The sequence below is a fragment of the Pseudomonas sp. LAP_36 genome, from assembly GCF_019456785.1.
In the GTDB taxonomy this organism is placed as follows: Bacteria; Pseudomonadota; Gammaproteobacteria; order Pseudomonadales; family Pseudomonadaceae; genus Aquipseudomonas; species Aquipseudomonas tritici.
The window spans coordinates 725,515-741,542 of the sequence record NZ_JAHZMS010000003.1; the positions used below are offsets into that span (position 1 = coordinate 725,515).

Below are 16,028 nucleotides of genomic sequence, written 5' to 3' on the forward strand. Positions count from 1 at the left end.
ATGTCTACTCCGCTGCCGCCCCGTGGTCGGGGCACGGCCACCAACCTGCACAACCGCTTTGCGCCCACCGTCAGCGTGGTCGAGGACGACGGCTGGTATCAGGAAGTGCCGCCGACCCAGGGCACCGAAGTGCGTATCGAAACGGCCAAGACCATCATCACCCGCAACAACTCGCCGGACTTGCCGTTTGATCGTTCGATCAACCCTTATCGTGGCTGCGAGCATGGGTGTATCTACTGCTATGCGCGGCCCAGCCATGCCTATTGGGACATGTCGCCGGGGCTGGATTTCGAAACCAGGCTCATCGCCAAGACCAACGCCGCGGATGTGCTGGAGCAGCAACTGTCGAAGCCCGGCTACGTGTGTGCGCCGATCAATCTCGGTTCCAATACCGACCCTTACCAACCTATCGAGCGCGAGTACCGAATCACGCGGCAAACCCTTGAAGTGCTGCTGCGCTATCGGCACCCGGTGACCATCATCACCAAGGGGTCACTGATTCTGCGCGATCTCGACCTGCTCACCGAGCTGGCCCGGCAGCGTTTGGTGGCCGTGATGATCAGCCTCACCAGCCTGGACGATGAGCTCAAGCGGATCCTGGAGCCACGCACGGCGGCGCCCAAGGCGCGGTTGCGGGCGATTCGGGTGATGCGCGAGGCCGGGATCCCGGTGGGGGTGCTGTGCTCGCCAATGATCCCGATGATCAACGACAGCGAATTGGAAAGCCTGCTCACCGAAGCCCACGCGGCGGGCGCACAGAGCGCGGCGTACATGATGCTGCGCCTGCCGCTTGAGGTGGCGCCGTTGTTTGAAGAGTGGCTGGCGGCGCATTACCCGCAACGTGCGGCCCATGTGATGAGCCTGGTGCGCCAAGTGCGCGGCGGCGAGGTGTATGACAGCCGCTTTGGTGTACGCATGCGCGGCGAAGGGCCATTTGCCGATCTGCTGGCCCAGCGGTTCAACAAGGCGATCAAGCGGCTGGGGCTCGACCGTCGGGAAGGGTTCAATCTTGATTGCACAGCCTTCTGCCCACCGGGCAGGCAGATGGCATTGTTGTAGACTGACGTGTAAGGCGGCATCCGCCTTGTAGGAATAATCGCCTTTTGACATCACTGAAAGCCGCGTTCTAGAGCGGTTCATTCAGTTTGAGTTAAGTTTCGACGGTTACCTTGTTCAGCGAGTGACTGATGAGTCGGCACTCTGACCGTTGGGCGGTTTACAACTTTTCCAATGGCCTGGCGTCGAACTGACCTGAAAACTCCCCTGCATTAATCAAGAGGATGAATCATGAGTGACAAGGATAAACAGCCGTTGGCTGCGTCGGCTTCAGCCCCTCAGGTGGCGGAAACCGCCGATGCAGCGCTAAAGCATATCGTTGACGGCTTTTTGCATTTCCATCACGACGTCTTCCCCCAACAGGAAGAACTCTTCAAGAAACTCGCCACGGCCCAGAGCCCACGGGCGATGTTCATTACCTGCGCTGACTCGCGCATCGTGCCCGAGCTGATCACACAAAGCTCCCCTGGCGACCTGTTCGTGACGCGTAACGTCGGCAACGTAGTGCCGCCGTACGGGCAGATGAACGGTGGCGTTTCCACCGCTATTGAGTACGCCGTACTGGCCTTGGGCGTGCAGCACATCATTGTCTGCGGGCACTCGGATTGTGGCGCCATGCGTGCGGTGCTCAACCCCGCCAGCCTGGAGAAGATGCCGACCGTAAGGGCCTGGTTGCGACATGCCGAGGTCGCCAAATCCATGGTCGAGGACAACTGCGACTGCGCCAACGAAGGCGAGAGCATGAAGGTGCTGACTGAAGAAAACGTCATCGCCCAGCTGCAACATTTGCGCACCCACCCTTCCGTGGCTTCGCGCATGGCTAATGGTCAATTGTTCATCCATGGTTGGATCTACAACATCGAGACCAGCGAAATCCGCGCCTACGATGCGGATCAATCGACGTTCCTGCCGTTGGGCGGCGATGGGCCGATTCCTTCCGCGACGCCTAAAGCGCGCTTCTAAAACACTTCCCTGTCGGGTAAAGCGGTGGCTGCCATGGATGCAGCCAGGTTTTACCGCGCCCGGCCAATGCCTCGGGAGAGTCATCATGCGTGCTGCTCAATTGAAAGCTGTATTGCCACGAGAGCTGCTCGCCTCGGTGGTTGTTTTTCTGGTTGCCCTGCCCCTGTGCATGGGCATTGCTATTGCGTCCGGCATGCCGCCGGCCAAAGGGCTTATCACGGGGATCATCGGTGGTTTGGTCGTGGGTTGGCTGGCAGGGTCGCCGCTGCAAGTCAGTGGGCCCGCCGCAGGTTTGGCTGTGCTGGTCTTCGAGCTGGTGCGCCAGCACGGGATGATGATGCTCGGGCCGATCCTGTTGCTGGCGGGCTTTCTGCAACTGGTCGCCGGGCGTTTGCGTCTGGGCTGCTGGTTCCGTGTCACGGCGCCGGCGGTGGTGTATGGCATGCTGGCAGGGATTGGCGTGCTGATCGTGCTGTCGCAGATCCACGTGATGCTCGACGGCGCGCCCAAACCTTCGGGGCTGGATAACCTGGCAGGCTTCCCTGCGGCGTTGGCTGAAGCGATCCCGACCCTGGGCGGCGGCCTTGGCTGGCAGGCGGGATTGCTCGGTTTATCGACAATGCTGGTGATGTACACCTGGGACAAATTACGCCCGCAACGGCTGCGCTTTGTGCCGGGCGCCTTGTTGGGCGTGGGCCTGACCACCGTTGTCAGTTTGGTGCTGGCGTTGCAGGTCAAGCGTGTGGAGGTGCCGGAAAATCTCGCCGATGCCATCGACTGGCTGCGTCCCAGCGACTTGCTGAACCTCGCTGATCCGCAACTGTTGATCGCCGCGTTCGCCGTGGCGTTTATCGCGAGTGCCGAAACCCTGCTCTCCGCTGCGGCGGTCGACCGCATGCACAGCGGTCAGCGTTCTGATTTTGACAGGGAATTGTCTGCGCAAGGTGTAGGCAACATGCTGTGTGGCCTGGTCGGTGCCCTGCCGATGACCGGTGTGATCGTACGCAGTTCGGCCAACGTACAGGCCGGTGCCACGACGCGCTTGTCGGCGATGTTCCACGGTGTGTGGCTGTTGGGTTTCGTATTGCTGCTGTCGAGCGTGCTGCAAAGCATTCCAGTGGCGAGCCTGGCGGGTGTGCTGGTGTATACCGGGATCAAGCTGGTGGACATCAAGGCGTTCAAGGCGCTGGGGCGCTATGGGCGGATGCCGATGTTTACCTATGCGGCCACGGCGCTGGCGATCATCTTTACCGACCTGCTGACCGGCGTGCTGGTGGGCTTTGGGTTGACGTTGGTCAAACTGGCGTTCAAGGCCTCACGGCTTAAGGTCAGCCTGATCGACTTGCCCCAGGTCGATGAGATGGAGCTGCGCCTGACGGGGGCGGCGACCTTCCTGAAAGTGCCGGCGTTGACTCAAGTGCTGGCAACAGTGCCCGCTGGGACGACCTTGCACGTACCGCTGAACAACCTGAATTACATTGACCATTCTTGCCTGGAGTTACTGGAGGAATGGGGGCGTGCCAATGCGGCGAAGGGTTCGACACTGGTGATCGAGGCGCGTGGGTTGAAGCGCCGGTTGGAAGGGCGGGTGCGAATGACAACGGGGATAGGTTCGGCGCCATCTGTAAGCTGACGAAACCGGATCAAAATGTGTGCGGGCTTGCTCGCGAAGGCGGAGTGTCAGTCACCGGAAGTGTTGACTGAACCATAGCATTCGCGAGCAAGCCCGCTCCCACATGGGTTTTGCATTGGATCTAAGATCTAGGCCGGCTGATCCAACGCCAACTCAACCCCCAACTGCCGCGACAGGCACGGCCAGCGCTTCCACGCGGCCTCGGTGTTCGGGCTCTTGAGCGTTTCTCGGTAAGCCTCCACCGACTCCAGCGCAAAGCTCTCTTCGTTGAGCATTTCATCCACTGCGTGATGCACCGCCTCATCCAGTTGATTAGCGAATGTTTCGCCAATCAGTTGGTGGGCAATCACGTTAGCCACAGTGGTATCCGCCGGAATCAACGGCTGACCGAAATGCTTGATATACAGATCGTTGACTTCTTCCACCAGGCGATGGGCCAGGTAAGCCTCATCCAGCAGGCCGTCGAGCCCCTCGTGGCCCGCCAGGATCGCAGGCGGCTGCAGGAAGAAATGCTCGGCGATCTTCAGCACCGGTTTGATCTGGCTTTCGATACCGGCCTCGCGGGCCACGTCGTTGGCAGCGTCCAGCAAATCCGGGACGAGGTCGATGTAGGCGGTGACAAAGCGGCTCATGACAATGTTGCGATCACCGTCAGCCAGGGAAATGGCCGAATGCAGGTGCGGCAATTGTTTTTCCAGTTGCTGGGCAAGCTGGCCCGTGCTGGTTTCGTGTTGGTGGGCACGGGAAATCTGCTCGCGCAATGCGGCGGTGTTCATGAAGGCTCCAGTGATGCAGGCGTAGGAAAAGGGAGAGGATAAGGTAGCTCGTTTATACGAGCGCCTCAGACGCATTTGTCATAATTATTTCATGGTTATGCGCAGGCGTTATATCGAATCGCGATAGCGCAGCGCATAAACGATTCCGCAGCCTGTTTCATTAGGCCCAAATGCCTCATTTCAGCTCATTTACCCCTACACATTGCGGGGTTGCAGAGCCTGTCTATACTCGGATTTGTACGCGATTAGCTGATGACGCCAGACTGCATAAGCAGGCAAGGCTAAGCGGTTGTAAGCAGTATGGAAGCCGCTCCCTTCGACGCAGGTGCAAACCGGCGGGATAACAAGAACGATAAGGGGAACCCGCAATGATGCGACATCCACATGTTTGGATGGGCCTCCTGTTGTGGTCAGTATTCGGCCAGGCACATGCCGCCTGGACAACGAATATGGCGCCAGGGGCGACAGAAGTCAGTCACGCTGTGTTCGACCTGCACATGACCATTTTCTGGATTTGTGTGGTGATCGGCATCATCGTGTTTGGCGCGATGTTCTGGTCGATGATCGTTCATCGCCGGTCCACGGGCCAGGTCGCGGCGAAGTTCCACGAGAGCACCACCGTGGAGATCCTCTGGACCGTAGTGCCCTTGCTGATCCTGATCGCGATGGCCATTCCTGCGACCAAGACCCTGATCAATATCTACGACAGCAGTGAATCGGATATCGATATCCAGGTCACCGGTTACCAGTGGAAATGGCATTACAAATACCTGGGCCAGGACGTGGAGTTCTTCAGCAACCTGGCCACGCCCGCCGAACAGATCCACAACCAGGCGACCAAGGGCGAACACTACCTGCTGGAAGTCGACCAGCCGCTGGTGTTGCCAGTGGGGGCCAAAGTGCGCTTCCTTGTGACGGCCGCCGACGTGATCCACTCGTGGTGGGTGCCGGCTTTTGCGGTCAAGCGTGACGCCATCCCCGGCTTCGTCAACGAGGCCTGGACGCGTGTCGAGAAGCCCGGCATCTACCGTGGCCAGTGCGCCGAACTGTGCGGCAAGGACCACGGCTTCATGCCCATCGTGGTCGAGGTCAAGTCCAAGGCCGATTACGAAACCTGGCTCGGCGAGCGCAAGGCAGAGGCCGCCAAGCTCAAGGAGCTGACCTCCAAGGAGTGGACCCTGGAAGAGCTGGTGGCGCGTGGCGACAAGGTCTACCACACCACCTGCGTGGCGTGTCACCAGGCTGAAGGCCAGGGCCTGCCGCCGATGTTCCCTGCACTCAAGGGCTCGAAGATCGCCACCGGCCCGAAAGAAGGCCACCTGAGCATCGTCTATCACGGCAAGCCCGGCACCGCGATGGCCGCCTTCGGCAAGCAGCTCTCGGAAGTGGATATCGCCGCCGTGGTGACCTACGAGCGCAACGCGTGGGGCAACAACAAAGGCGACATGGTCACGCCTAAAGACGTGCTGGCCATCAAGCAGGCGGAAAGCAAATGACCTCTTTCATGGCGTTTACCTCGACCCGCCCTGCCCACTTGCTCTCAGGAGAACGGCCATGAGCGCTGTGATCGATGACCATGGTCACGCTGACCATGCCCACGGCCCCGCCAAGGGTTTGATGCGCTGGGTGCTGACCACCAACCACAAAGATATTGGCACCCTGTACCTGTGGTTCGCCTTCACCATGTTCCTGCTCGGCGGTTCGTTCGCCATGGTGATTCGTGCCGAATTGTTCCAGCCCGGCTTGCAGATCGTCGAGCCGGCGTTTTTCAACCAGATGACCACCATGCACGGGCTGATCATGGTGTTCGGCGCGGTCATGCCGGCGTTTGTCGGCCTGGCCAATTGGATGATTCCGCTGATGATCGGCGCGCCCGACATGGCCCTGCCGCGCATGAACAACTTCAGCTTCTGGCTGCTGCCGGCGGCGTTCCTGCTGCTGGTATCGACCCTGTTCGCCCCCGGAGGTGGGCCGAATTTCGGCTGGACCTTCTACGCGCCGCTCTCCACCACCTATGCACCGGAAAGCGTGACGTTCTTTATCTTCGCCATCCACCTCATGGGCATCAGTTCGATCATGGGCGCGATCAACGTGGTCGCGACCATCCTCAATCTGCGTGCCCCCGGCATGACGTTGATGAAAATGCCGCTGTTCGTCTGGACCTGGCTGATCACCGCGTTCCTGTTGATCGCAGTCATGCCGGTGTTGGCCGGCTGCGTGACCATGATGCTGATGGATATCCACTTCGGCACCAGCTTCTTCAGTGCGGCCGGTGGCGGTGACCCCGTGCTGTTCCAGCATGTGTTCTGGTTTTTCGGCCATCCCGAGGTGTACATCATGATCCTGCCGGCCTTTGGCGCCGTCAGTTCGATCATCCCGACCTTCTCGCGCAAGCCGTTGTTCGGCTACACCTCAATGGTCTACGCCACGGCGAGCATTGCGTTCCTGTCGTTCATCGTCTGGGCGCACCACATGTTCGTGGTCGGTATTCCGTTGGTGGGCGAGCTGTTCTTCATGTACGCCACCCTGCTGATCGCCGTGCCCACCGGGGTGAAGGTGTTCAACTGGGTCAGCACCATGTGGCAAGGCTCGCTGACGTTCGAGACGCCGATGCTGTTTGCGGTGGCCTTCGTGATTCTGTTCACCATCGGCGGGTTCTCCGGCTTGATGCTCGCGATTGCCCCGGCGGACTTCCAGTACCACGACACCTACTTCGTGGTGGCGCACTTCCATTACGTGCTGGTGCCCGGCGCGATTTTCGGCATCTTCGCCTCGGCCTACTACTGGCTGCCGAAATGGACCGGCCACATGTACGACGAAACCCTGGGCAAGCTGCACTTCTGGCTGTCCTTCGTGGGCATGAACCTAGCGTTTTTCCCGATGCACTTCGTCGGGCTGGCCGGGATGCCGCGCCGGGTGCCGGACTACAACCTGCAGTTCGCTGACTTCAACATGGTTTCGTCGATTGGCGCATTCATGTTCGGGGCCACGCAGATTTTCTTCCTGTTTATCGTGATCAAGTGCATCCGTGGCGGTACACCGGCGCCGGCTAAACCGTGGGATGGCGCCGAGGGCCTGGAATGGAGCATTCCTTCGCCCGCGCCGTATCACACCTTCACTACGCCGCCGGAGGTCAAGTGAGCACATTGGTGGCTACTACTCCCAGCTCCCACAGAAAGTCAAAAGCGGGGGTGGTGTGATGGCTGAGTCCGTTCCGCTCAAACGCCTCGTCACCCGCCTGCTGATCCTGGTGGTGGCGATGTTCGCCTTCGGCTTTGCCCTGGTGCCGATCTATGACGTGATGTGCAAGGCGTTCGGCATTAACGGTAAGACCGCCGGGCAGTACGAGGGCTCGCAGGTGGTGGACCCCTCACGCCAGGTGCGCGTGCAGTTCCTGTCCACCAATGCCATCGATATGGTGTGGGATTTTTATGCCAAGGCTGACGAAGTGGTGGTCAACCCGGGCGCGGTGACCGAGATGCTGTTCGTGGCCTACAACCCCACCGACAAACCGATGACGGCCCAAGCCGTGCCGAGCATTTCCCCGGCCGAAGCGGCGATGTATTTCCACAAGACCGAGTGCTTTTGCTTCACCCAGCAAGTGCTGCAGCCAGGCCAGCGCATTGAGATGCCGGTGCGTTTTATTGTCGACCGCGACATGCCCAAGGATGTGAAGCATCTGACCCTGGCGTACACGCTGTTTGATATCACCGCGCGCCAACCGCCCGTGGCTGTCCATACCGGTGGCTAGCTACTGTTTGCCCGCTCAATCAGGAGAGCGAATACATGTCGACTCATGATACGTACTACGTACCGGCGCAAAGCAAATGGCCGATAATTGCCACGTTTGGCTTGTTGATCACCGTGTATGGCCTGGGTCTGTGGTTCAACGACTTGAAGGCGGCGCGCCCGGAATCCCACGGCCCGTGGATCTTTTTCGTGGGTGGCTTGCTGCTGGCCTACATGATGTTTGGCTGGTTCGGCGCGGTGATCAAGGAAAGCCGCGCCGGTTTGTACAGTTCGCAGATGGACCGCTCGTTCCGCTGGGGCATGACCTGGTTCATCTTTTCCGAAGTGATGTTCTTTATCGCGTTCTTTGGTGCGCTGTTTTATGTGCGGCACATGTCGGCGCCGTGGTTGGCTGGCGAAGGCTCAAAAGGCATTGCGCATATGCTGTGGCCAAACTTCGAGTTTGCCTGGCCGTTGCTTAACAACCCTGATCCGAAACTGTATCCCGCGCCGGAGGGGACCATCAGTCCGTGGGGCCTGCCGCTGGTCAATACCATCTTGCTGGTGAGTTCCAGCGTGACCATTACTATCGCCCACCATGCCCTGCGCAAAGGCCATCGCGGCGCGCTGAAGATTTGGCTGGCGATCACCGTGCTGCTGGGCCTGGCATTTCTTGGGTTCCAGGCCGAGGAATATATCCACGCTTATAAAGAGTTGGGGCTCACGCTCGGCTCGGGCGTGTACGGCGCGACCTTCTTCATGCTCACCGGCTTTCATGGGGCGCACGTCACCATCGGCACCATCATTCTGTTCGTGATGCTGATGCGCATCCTGAAGGGGCATTTCAACGCCGAGCACCAGTTCGGCTTCGAAGCAGCGAGTTGGTATTGGCACTTTGTGGACGTGGTGTGGATCGGGCTGTTTTTCTTCGTCTATGTGCTGTGAGGCGCCTTACCACGGCGCATGAGAAACCAGCTGGCCGCTGAAAAAGCCCCAGGCGATCAGCGCCACGGTGATCACGGCCAGTACCACGCGCACGGTCAAGGCGGTGACGAGGCGGTTGGAGTTGCCCTCGTCCTTGACCAGAAAGAACAAGCCACTGAACAGGCTCACGACAGTCGCGATCAGCATCAGGGCAATAGCGGCTTTGAGCATGGTCTGGCTCCAATTGGATGGGCGGGCAATGAAAACAAGTATAGCCAGCGCCATGAAAAGCTTTCGCCCCGGGATTGCGCCGACGCTGGTGGTGTTGGTGCTGCTGCCGTTGATGGTGGGCCTGGGGTTCTGGCAATTGTCCCGCGGCCATGAAAAACAGCTGATGGTGGACAATTATGCCGAGCGGCGCGCGGCTGATCCGATCAGCAGTGCACAGCTCAACGAGCTGGCTGACCCGGCTTTTCGTCGTGTGCGCCTGCGCGGGCAATTCGACGCCGAACACAGTGTGTTTCTCGATAACCGCCTGCGTGACGGCAAGGCCGGCGTAGAGCTGCTGCAACCCTTCCACGACCAGGCCAGCGGCCTGTGGCTCTTGCTCAATCGCGGCTGGCTGCCTTGGCCGGATCGGCGCACGCCGCCCGTCTTTGCCACCCCTGAGCAGCCCTTGAACCTGGATGCCTGGGTGTACGTCGCCCCCGGCGAAACCTTCCAACTGCATGCAGACCCGGCGAGCGCGCAATGGCCGCGCTTGCTGACCGCCCTGCATCCGGCCGCGCTGTGGGCTGAACTGGGGCGCAGCGGTTTCGCCTACGAGCTACGGGCCGAAGCAGGCCCCGGCACCTACGAAACCACCTGGCCCATCGTGGCCATGGGGCCGGAAAAACACCTGGCGTATGCCGTGCAGTGGTTCGCCATGTCGCTGGCCCTGCTGGCGCTTTACCTCTACCTCGGATGGCACAACAAAAAGGAGAAGCCCCATGGGAGCGGCCATGAATCCACTCAACATGTCTGACGTGCCTGATCGGCGCAAAGGCCGTTGGCAGCTGTTGCTGATCCTGATGATGGTGATCGGCCCGATGGCGCTGGCGACCTTCATGTACAAATTGCAGTTCTGGGTGCCGGAAAGCCGCAGCTACCATGGCGAGATGATCGGCAACGGCCAGACCCGCGCCGATATTGGCGTGCAAGCCGATGAGCAGCGTTGGCAACTGCTGGTCACCGCGCCAACTGCCTGTGCCGCGGATTGCCAGCAACTGGTGTACCTCGCGCGCCAATTGCAGATCGGTCTCGGCCGCGACGCCTCCCGTGCTAGCCACGCCTTGGCCAGTACGCAGCCGGTCACCACCGACTACGAGGCCAAGCTCAAGGCTGAATACCCGCAACTGCAGCGTTACCCGCTGGACCTGGCGACCTTCACCAAGGACGCCGGCGCGCCGGGCGATGCACAGCTGTGGATCGTCGATCCCCACGGCAACCTGGTGCTGCGCTACGACGCTAAGGTCAAGGGCAAGGACTTGCTCAACGATCTGCGCCATCTGCTGAAACTGTCGAATATCGGATAAGGGCATCGTCATGGCCAAACCTGGATTTCGCCTCGCGTTGTTTGCCACCTTGCTGGCGCTGATCGTCGTGCTGCTGGGGGCTTATACCCGCCTGACCCATGCTGGACTGGGGTGCCCGGACTGGCCTGGCTGCTACGGTTTTATCAGCGTGCCGCAGAGCGAAACTCAGCTGGCCCATGCCGAACTGCATTTCCCCGATACACCGGTTGAGGCGGACAAGGGCTGGAGCGAAATGATTCACCGCTACTTCGCAGGTACGTTGGGCCTGCTGATCTTGCTGCTGGCGGCGCGCTCGTGGAGGCATCGGCGTGATCCCGGTCAGCCGGTGAAATTGCCGCTGTTTCTATTGGCGGTAGTGTTTGCACAGGCGGCGTTTGGCATGTGGACGGTCACGTTGAAGCTGTGGCCGCAGGTGGTGACGGGGCATTTGCTCGGCGGCTTTGCGACCCTGAGCCTGTTGTTTCTGTTGACCCTGCGCTTGTCGGGCGTGCTGCCTGCGTTGATCGTGCCCAAGCGCCTGCAGTATTGGGCGACGGCAAGCTTGGTGCTGGTGATCGGGCAGATTGCGCTGGGCGGCTGGGTCAGCTCCAACTACGCGGCGGTGGCCTGCGTTGATTTGCCAACGTGCCATGGCGAATGGTGGCCGGCGGCGGATTTTGCCAACGGCTTTCATCTTACCCAGCACATCGGCCCCAATTACCTGGGCGGGCAGCTGGACAGCGAAGCGCGCACGGCCATTCACCTGACCCACCGCATCGGTGCTGTCATCGTCAGCCTGGTACTGCTCGGCCTGGCCTGGCAACTGCGCGCCGTGGGCATGACGCGGTTGGCGGGCTTGCTGCTGATCGCCCTGGCTGCGCAAATCTGCCTGGGCCTGAGCAATGTGGCGTTCGGGCTGCCGCTGGCAGTGGCTGTAGGCCATAACGCTGGGGGCGTTGCGTTGTTGCTGAGTCTGGTGCTGGTCAATTACCACGCTCGCACCAGCCTGGTTCGGGTGCGTAATCAACGGCCGTTCGGCTGGCGTTTCAGCCCGCGCAAACACGTATCGGGCCTCATCACCCTTAAAGGAGAGATGCCATGGCGACCTTGATCGGCGCGCGTCACGGCCAGGCGATCTGGCGTGACTACCTGGAGCTGACCAAGCCGAAAGTGGTGGTGTTGATGCTCATCACCTCGCTGGTGGGGATGTTTCTCGCAACGCGCGCGGGTGTGCCGTGGACAGTGCTGGTGTTTGGCAACCTGGGCATTGCACTGTGTGCCGGTGGCGCGGCGGTGGTGAACCACGTGGTGGACCGGCGGATTGATGCGGTGATGGCGCGCACTCATAAGCGGCCGTTGGCGCAGGGGCGTGTGTCGCCGTTGGCTGCGTTGGCCTTTGCATTGTTTCTGGCTGTTGCGGGATTGGCGCTGTTGCTGGCGTTCACCAACCCATTGGCAGCATGGCTGACCCTGGCTTCGCTGCTGGGGTACGCAGTGATCTACACCGGTTTCCTGAAGCGTGCGACGCCGCAAAATATCGTCATCGGCGGCCTCGCCGGTGCCGCGCCGCCATTATTGGGCTGGGTCGCCGTCACCGGCCATGTCAGTGCCGAACCCCTGCTGCTGGTGCTGATCATCTTCGCCTGGACCCCGCCGCACTTCTGGGCCCTGGCCATCCACCGCAAGGAGGAATACGCCAAGGCCGATATCCCGATGCTGCCGGTCACCCATGGCGAGCACTACACCAAGGTGCATATCCTGCTCTACACCTTCGCCTTGCTGGCGGTGAGCCTGATGCCGTATGTGATTCATATGAGTGGCCTGTTGTACCTTGCGTGCGCGCTGGTATTGGGCGGGCGCTTTCTGCAATGGGCCTGGGTGTTGTACCGTGGCGCTCGGCCGCACGCGGCGATCAACACCTTCAAGTATTCTATCTGGTACTTGTTGCTGCTGTTTATCGCCCTGCTCGTAGACCACTACTTACTGTTGAACCTATGACTCGAACTCAAAAAACTGTCTTCATCCTGGTGGCCCTGGTGGCATTGATCATGGGCCTGACCGTCAACAAAGTGCTCTCGGGCAAAGGCCAGGGCGACCCTACTGCCTTGATCGACGCCGGCATCATCCTGCTGCCGCAAAGCCGTCAGCTACCGCCGGTGACCATGACTAATCAGGACGGCCAGCCAGTGCTGGTCAATGAGTTGAAAGGCAAGTGGAGTCTGCTGTTCTTCGGCTACACCTTTTGCCCGGACATCTGCCCGACGACCCTCGCCCAACTGCGCCAGATCAAGAGCGAGCTGCCCAAGGACGTTGTGGATAAGTTGCAGGTGATCCTGGTCAGCGTCGACCCGCACCGCGACACGCCGACTCAGCTCAAGCAGTACCTGGGCTACTTCGACCCGCAGTTCCAGGGCCTGACCGGCGCGAACGTGGAGGATGTGCAGAAGGTTTCGAATGCGGTGAGCATTCCGTTCATTCCGGCGGATACCAGCAAGCCGAACTACACCGTCGACCACAGCGGCAACCTGGCGCTGATCGGGCCGGATGGGACGCAGCGTGGGTTTATCCGGGCGCCGTTGAACAATCAGAAGCTGGTGGTGCAACTGCCGGTGTTGCTACAGCGTAAATAAGCCGGACGCCAATTCAGCCTACACCACAAAACAAATGTGGGAGCTGGCTTGCCTGCGATAGCGGTGGGCCAGTCAACATATTCTGTGACTGACGCTCCGCCATCGCGGGCAAGCCCGCTCCCACATTTTTTGATCTCCAGTGTCTGGGAGATCGAGTTGGATCAGAACGCCGGCTTGATCGCGCCTTTGTACTTCTCTTCGATGAATTTCTTCACTTCCGGCGTGTGCAGGGCTGCGACCAGCTTCTTCACAGCGTCCGAGTCTTTGTTGTCTTCGCGGGTGACCAGGATGTTCACGTAAGGCGAGTCGCTGCCTTCGATGACCAGGGCGTCCTTGGACGGGTCCAGCTTGGCTTCCAGCGCGTAGTTGGTGTTGATCAGCGCCAGGTCAACCTGGGTCAGCACGCGCGGCAGGGTGGCGGCTTCGAGTTCGCGGAACTTCAGGTTTTTCGGATTGGCGGTGATGTCCTTGATGGTCGACAGGATGTCTGTCGGATCCTTCAGGGTGATCAGGTTGTGCTTGGCCAGCAGCAACAGCGCGCGGCCGCCGTTGGTGGCGTCGTTCGGGATCACCACGTTGGCGCCATCAGGCAGCTCAGCGAGGGTTTTGTATTTGCTGGAGTAAGCGCCCAGGGGTTCCAGATGCACACCGGCTACGCTCACCAGGTGAGTGCCCTTGGTTTTGTTGAACTCATCCAGGTACGGCTGATGCTGGAAGAAGTTGGCGTCCAGGCGCTTTTCAGCGACCTGTACGTTCGGCTGCACGTAGTCGGTGAAGACTTTGACCTGCAGGTCCACGCCTTCTTTGGCGAGGGCAGGTTTCACGAATTCCAGGATTTCCGCGTGCGGGACCGGCGAAGCGGCGACCGTAATGGTCTCGGCGTGGGCGGAAAACGCGGCAACGGCGGCGAAAGCAACCAGTAGTTTTTTCATCCAGCAAGCTCCTTGTTCGGGCATGGCCGGCGGGGGCCGGCAATGGCCGTTATTTTCGAGAATAGTGCGTCACCAGCTTATCGCCGATGGTCTGCAGAATTTGTACCAGCACGATCAACATCACCACGGTGACGACCATGACGTCGTCCTGAAAACGCTGGTATCCATAACGAATGGCCAGGTCACCCAAGCCTCCGGCGCCCACTACACCCGCCATCGCGGTGTAGCCTACCAGTGCGATCGCAGTGACTGTGATTGCAGCAATGATACCGGGCTTAGCCTCCGGCAAAAGCGCCTTGATGATGATCTGCCGGGTGGTGGCGCCCATTGCTTGAGTCGCCTCGATGATGCCGCGATCCACTTCGCGTAGGGCGGTTTCCACCAGCCGTGCGAAGAACGTCGAAGCACCTACCACCAGCGGTGGAATCGCGCCGGCCACGCCAAGCGACGTGCCTGTGATAAAGATCGTCGTAGGGATCATCACAATCAGCAGAATGATAAATGGCAGAGAGCGTATGGCGTTGACCACGAATGCCAGTACTGCGTAGGTGGTCTTCTGCTCCAGCAACTGTCGGGGGCTGAAGAGAAACAGCAGAACACCCAGCGGCAGGCCCACCAGCACGGTGAACAGCAGCGAGGTACTGAGCATCAGCATGGTGTCGCCGGTGGCAACCCAGATGTCAGCCCAGTCAACTTTGTCGAAGTAATGCAGTAAAACGTCCATTAACGCAGGACCTCCATGTGCACATCGGCTGCGGTAAAGCGGGCGAAGGCCGCTTCCATGTCACCGCCGGTGATGGCCAGGGTCAATTGCCCGTAGGGGATGTCTTTGATGCGGTCGATACGACCGGCAAGGATGCTGTAGTCCACACCCGTTTCACGGGCGACGGTACCCAGCAAAGGCGCGTAGGTCGATTCACCCTGGAACGTCAGGCGCACGATGCGGCCTGGGACGTGGGCGAAATCATCGCGTTGCTCTCCTTCATCGACCTGCTCGGATTCTTGTACGAAGCGCTTGGTGGTCGGGTGCTTGGGGTGCAGGAACACATCGGCGACCGAGCCTTGCTCGACGATCACGCCGGCGTCCATCACCGCCACCTGGTCGCAGACGCGGCGGATCACGTCCATTTCATGGGTGATCAGCACGATGGTCAGCTTCAACTCGCGGTTGATCTCGGCCAGCAGTTGCAACACCGAAGCGGTGGTTTGCGGGTCGAGGGCGCTGGTGGCTTCGTCGCACAGCAGGATCTTTGGCTTGGTCGCCAAGGCACGCGCGATGCCGACGCGTTGCTTCTGGCCGCCGGACAACTGCGCCGGGTACTTCTTGGCGTGGTCCGACAGGCCGACACGGGCGAGTAACTCGGCGACGCGTAGGTCTATTTCCTTGCGCGACAATTCGCCGGCCAGGGTCAGTGGCAGTGCCACGTTGTCGGCAACGGTCTTGGACGCGAGCAGGTTGAAGTGCTGGAAGATCATCCCGACCTGCTGGCGGAAACGGCGCAGGCCGTTGGCGTCCAGGGCGGTGACTTCTTCGCCATCAACGGTGATTTGGCCGCCACTTGGTTCTTCGAGGCGGTTGATCAGGCGCAGCAGGGTGCTTTTGCCTGCACCGGAGTGGCCAATCAGGCCGAACACCTGGCCGTTTTCGACACTCAGGCTGGTGGCATGCAGCGCGGGAATATCCTTACCGGCGACGCGGTAAGTTTTATGGACGTTATGAAACTCGATCACGTAGCGAACCTTGTGGGGCGCATGGAAAAGGGATCAGCGGTTAGCCGGGCGCGCATTTTAGCCTGTCCGTATAGCGTTTCTTAGCATTTATTTCGCATTCA

General features: G+C 60.2%; 17 protein-coding genes. 12 read left to right on the plus strand and 5 right to left on the minus strand.

Annotation, left to right across the window (positions count from 1 at the left end; translation table 11 throughout):
* From JBO08_RS14420 to JBO08_RS14430, 3 genes are all read left to right on the plus strand, one after another.
* Positions 1-1,059: a PA0069 family radical SAM protein gene (locus tag JBO08_RS14420; protein WP_065875618.1), complete on the plus strand. Its 1,059-nt coding sequence runs from the start codon at positions 1-3 to the stop codon at positions 1,057-1,059.
* Positions 1,060-1,287: 228 nt separating this feature from the next.
* Positions 1,288-2,019 (plus strand): carbonic anhydrase, encoded by a 732-nt coding sequence (locus JBO08_RS14425; RefSeq protein ID WP_065875619.1) that lies wholly within the window; start codon positions 1,288-1,290, stop codon positions 2,017-2,019.
* Positions 2,020-2,104: 85 nt separating this feature from the next.
* Positions 2,105-3,652 (plus strand): SulP family inorganic anion transporter, encoded by a 1,548-nt coding sequence (locus tag JBO08_RS14430; protein WP_065891267.1) that lies wholly within the window; start codon positions 2,105-2,107, stop codon positions 3,650-3,652.
* A 128-nt stretch (positions 3,653-3,780) separates the two neighbouring features.
* Here JBO08_RS14430 and JBO08_RS14435 read toward each other — a convergent pair whose 3' ends face one another.
* Positions 3,781-4,428: a hypothetical protein gene (locus tag JBO08_RS14435; RefSeq protein WP_065875621.1), complete on the minus strand. Its 648-nt coding sequence runs from the start codon at positions 4,426-4,428 to the stop codon at positions 3,781-3,783.
* Between the two features lie 368 nt (positions 4,429-4,796).
* Between JBO08_RS14435 and coxB the strand changes: the two genes are divergently transcribed.
* Genes coxB through JBO08_RS14455 form a run of 4 tightly spaced genes read left to right on the plus strand, consistent with a single transcriptional unit; the run spans position 4,797 to position 9,102 of the window.
* Complete coding sequence (coxB, locus tag JBO08_RS14440; protein ID WP_065880363.1) at positions 4,797-5,924, plus strand: cytochrome c oxidase subunit II; 1,128 nt, start codon at positions 4,797-4,799, stop codon at positions 5,922-5,924.
* 58 nt (positions 5,925-5,982) lie between these two features.
* Positions 5,983-7,569: a cytochrome c oxidase subunit I gene (gene ctaD, locus JBO08_RS14445; protein ID WP_065875623.1), complete on the plus strand. Its 1,587-nt coding sequence runs from the start codon at positions 5,983-5,985 to the stop codon at positions 7,567-7,569.
* A 58-nt stretch (positions 7,570-7,627) separates the two neighbouring features.
* On the plus strand, positions 7,628-8,179 hold the full coding sequence (locus JBO08_RS14450) for a cytochrome c oxidase assembly protein (RefSeq protein ID WP_065875624.1): 552 nt from the start codon (positions 7,628-7,630) through the stop codon (positions 8,177-8,179).
* Between the two features lie 35 nt (positions 8,180-8,214).
* Positions 8,215-9,102, plus strand: a complete 888-nt coding sequence (locus tag JBO08_RS14455; protein WP_065875625.1) for a cytochrome c oxidase subunit 3 — start codon at positions 8,215-8,217, stop codon at positions 9,100-9,102.
* Between the two features lie 6 nt (positions 9,103-9,108).
* Here JBO08_RS14455 and JBO08_RS14460 read toward each other — a convergent pair whose 3' ends face one another.
* A complete protein-coding gene (locus JBO08_RS14460; protein ID WP_016978774.1) occupies positions 9,109-9,312 on the minus strand; it encodes a twin transmembrane helix small protein in 204 nt (67 codons plus the stop codon).
* 28 nt (positions 9,313-9,340) lie between these two features.
* Between JBO08_RS14460 and JBO08_RS14465 the strand changes: the two genes are divergently transcribed.
* Genes JBO08_RS14465 through JBO08_RS14485 form a run of 5 tightly spaced genes read left to right on the plus strand, consistent with a single transcriptional unit; the run spans position 9,341 to position 13,264 of the window.
* Positions 9,341-10,105: an SURF1 family protein gene (locus JBO08_RS14465; protein WP_065880365.1), complete on the plus strand. Its 765-nt coding sequence runs from the start codon at positions 9,341-9,343 to the stop codon at positions 10,103-10,105.
* Positions 10,071-10,655, plus strand: coding sequence for a hypothetical protein (locus JBO08_RS14470; protein WP_065946116.1), 585 nt, complete (start codon positions 10,071-10,073; stop codon positions 10,653-10,655). Before JBO08_RS14465 ends, JBO08_RS14470 begins: the two co-directional genes overlap by 35 nt.
* Positions 10,656-10,665: 10 nt before the next feature.
* Entirely contained in the window at positions 10,666-11,745 is a 1,080-nt protein-coding gene (locus tag JBO08_RS14475) for a heme A synthase (protein ID WP_065946099.1), read from the plus strand.
* Positions 11,733-12,632 carry a heme o synthase gene (gene cyoE / locus JBO08_RS14480; protein WP_065875628.1) on the plus strand — a complete coding sequence of 300 codons (900 nt, stop codon included), beginning with the start codon at positions 11,733-11,735 and terminating at the stop codon, positions 12,630-12,632. Before JBO08_RS14475 ends, cyoE begins: the two co-directional genes overlap by 13 nt.
* Positions 12,629-13,264 carry an SCO family protein gene (locus JBO08_RS14485; RefSeq protein WP_049710752.1) on the plus strand — a complete coding sequence of 212 codons (636 nt, stop codon included), beginning with the start codon at positions 12,629-12,631 and terminating at the stop codon, positions 13,262-13,264. Before cyoE ends, JBO08_RS14485 begins: the two co-directional genes overlap by 4 nt.
* Positions 13,265-13,425: 161 nt before the next feature.
* On the opposite strand, the gene JBO08_RS14490 is transcribed toward JBO08_RS14485, so the two are convergent.
* The 3 genes from JBO08_RS14490 to JBO08_RS14500 are packed head-to-tail and all read right to left on the minus strand — an operon-like array spanning position 13,426 to position 15,927.
* Positions 13,426-14,196, minus strand: a complete 771-nt coding sequence (locus JBO08_RS14490) for a MetQ/NlpA family ABC transporter substrate-binding protein (protein WP_065875630.1) — start codon at positions 14,194-14,196, stop codon at positions 13,426-13,428.
* Between the two features lie 49 nt (positions 14,197-14,245).
* On the minus strand, positions 14,246-14,920 hold the full coding sequence (locus tag JBO08_RS14495; protein ID WP_065875631.1) for a methionine ABC transporter permease: 675 nt from the start codon (positions 14,918-14,920) through the stop codon (positions 14,246-14,248).
* On the minus strand, positions 14,920-15,927 hold the full coding sequence (locus JBO08_RS14500; protein WP_065875632.1) for a methionine ABC transporter ATP-binding protein: 1,008 nt from the start codon (positions 15,925-15,927) through the stop codon (positions 14,920-14,922). Before JBO08_RS14500 ends, JBO08_RS14495 begins: the two co-directional genes overlap by 1 nt.
* Between the last annotated feature and the right edge of the window lie 101 nt (positions 15,928-16,028).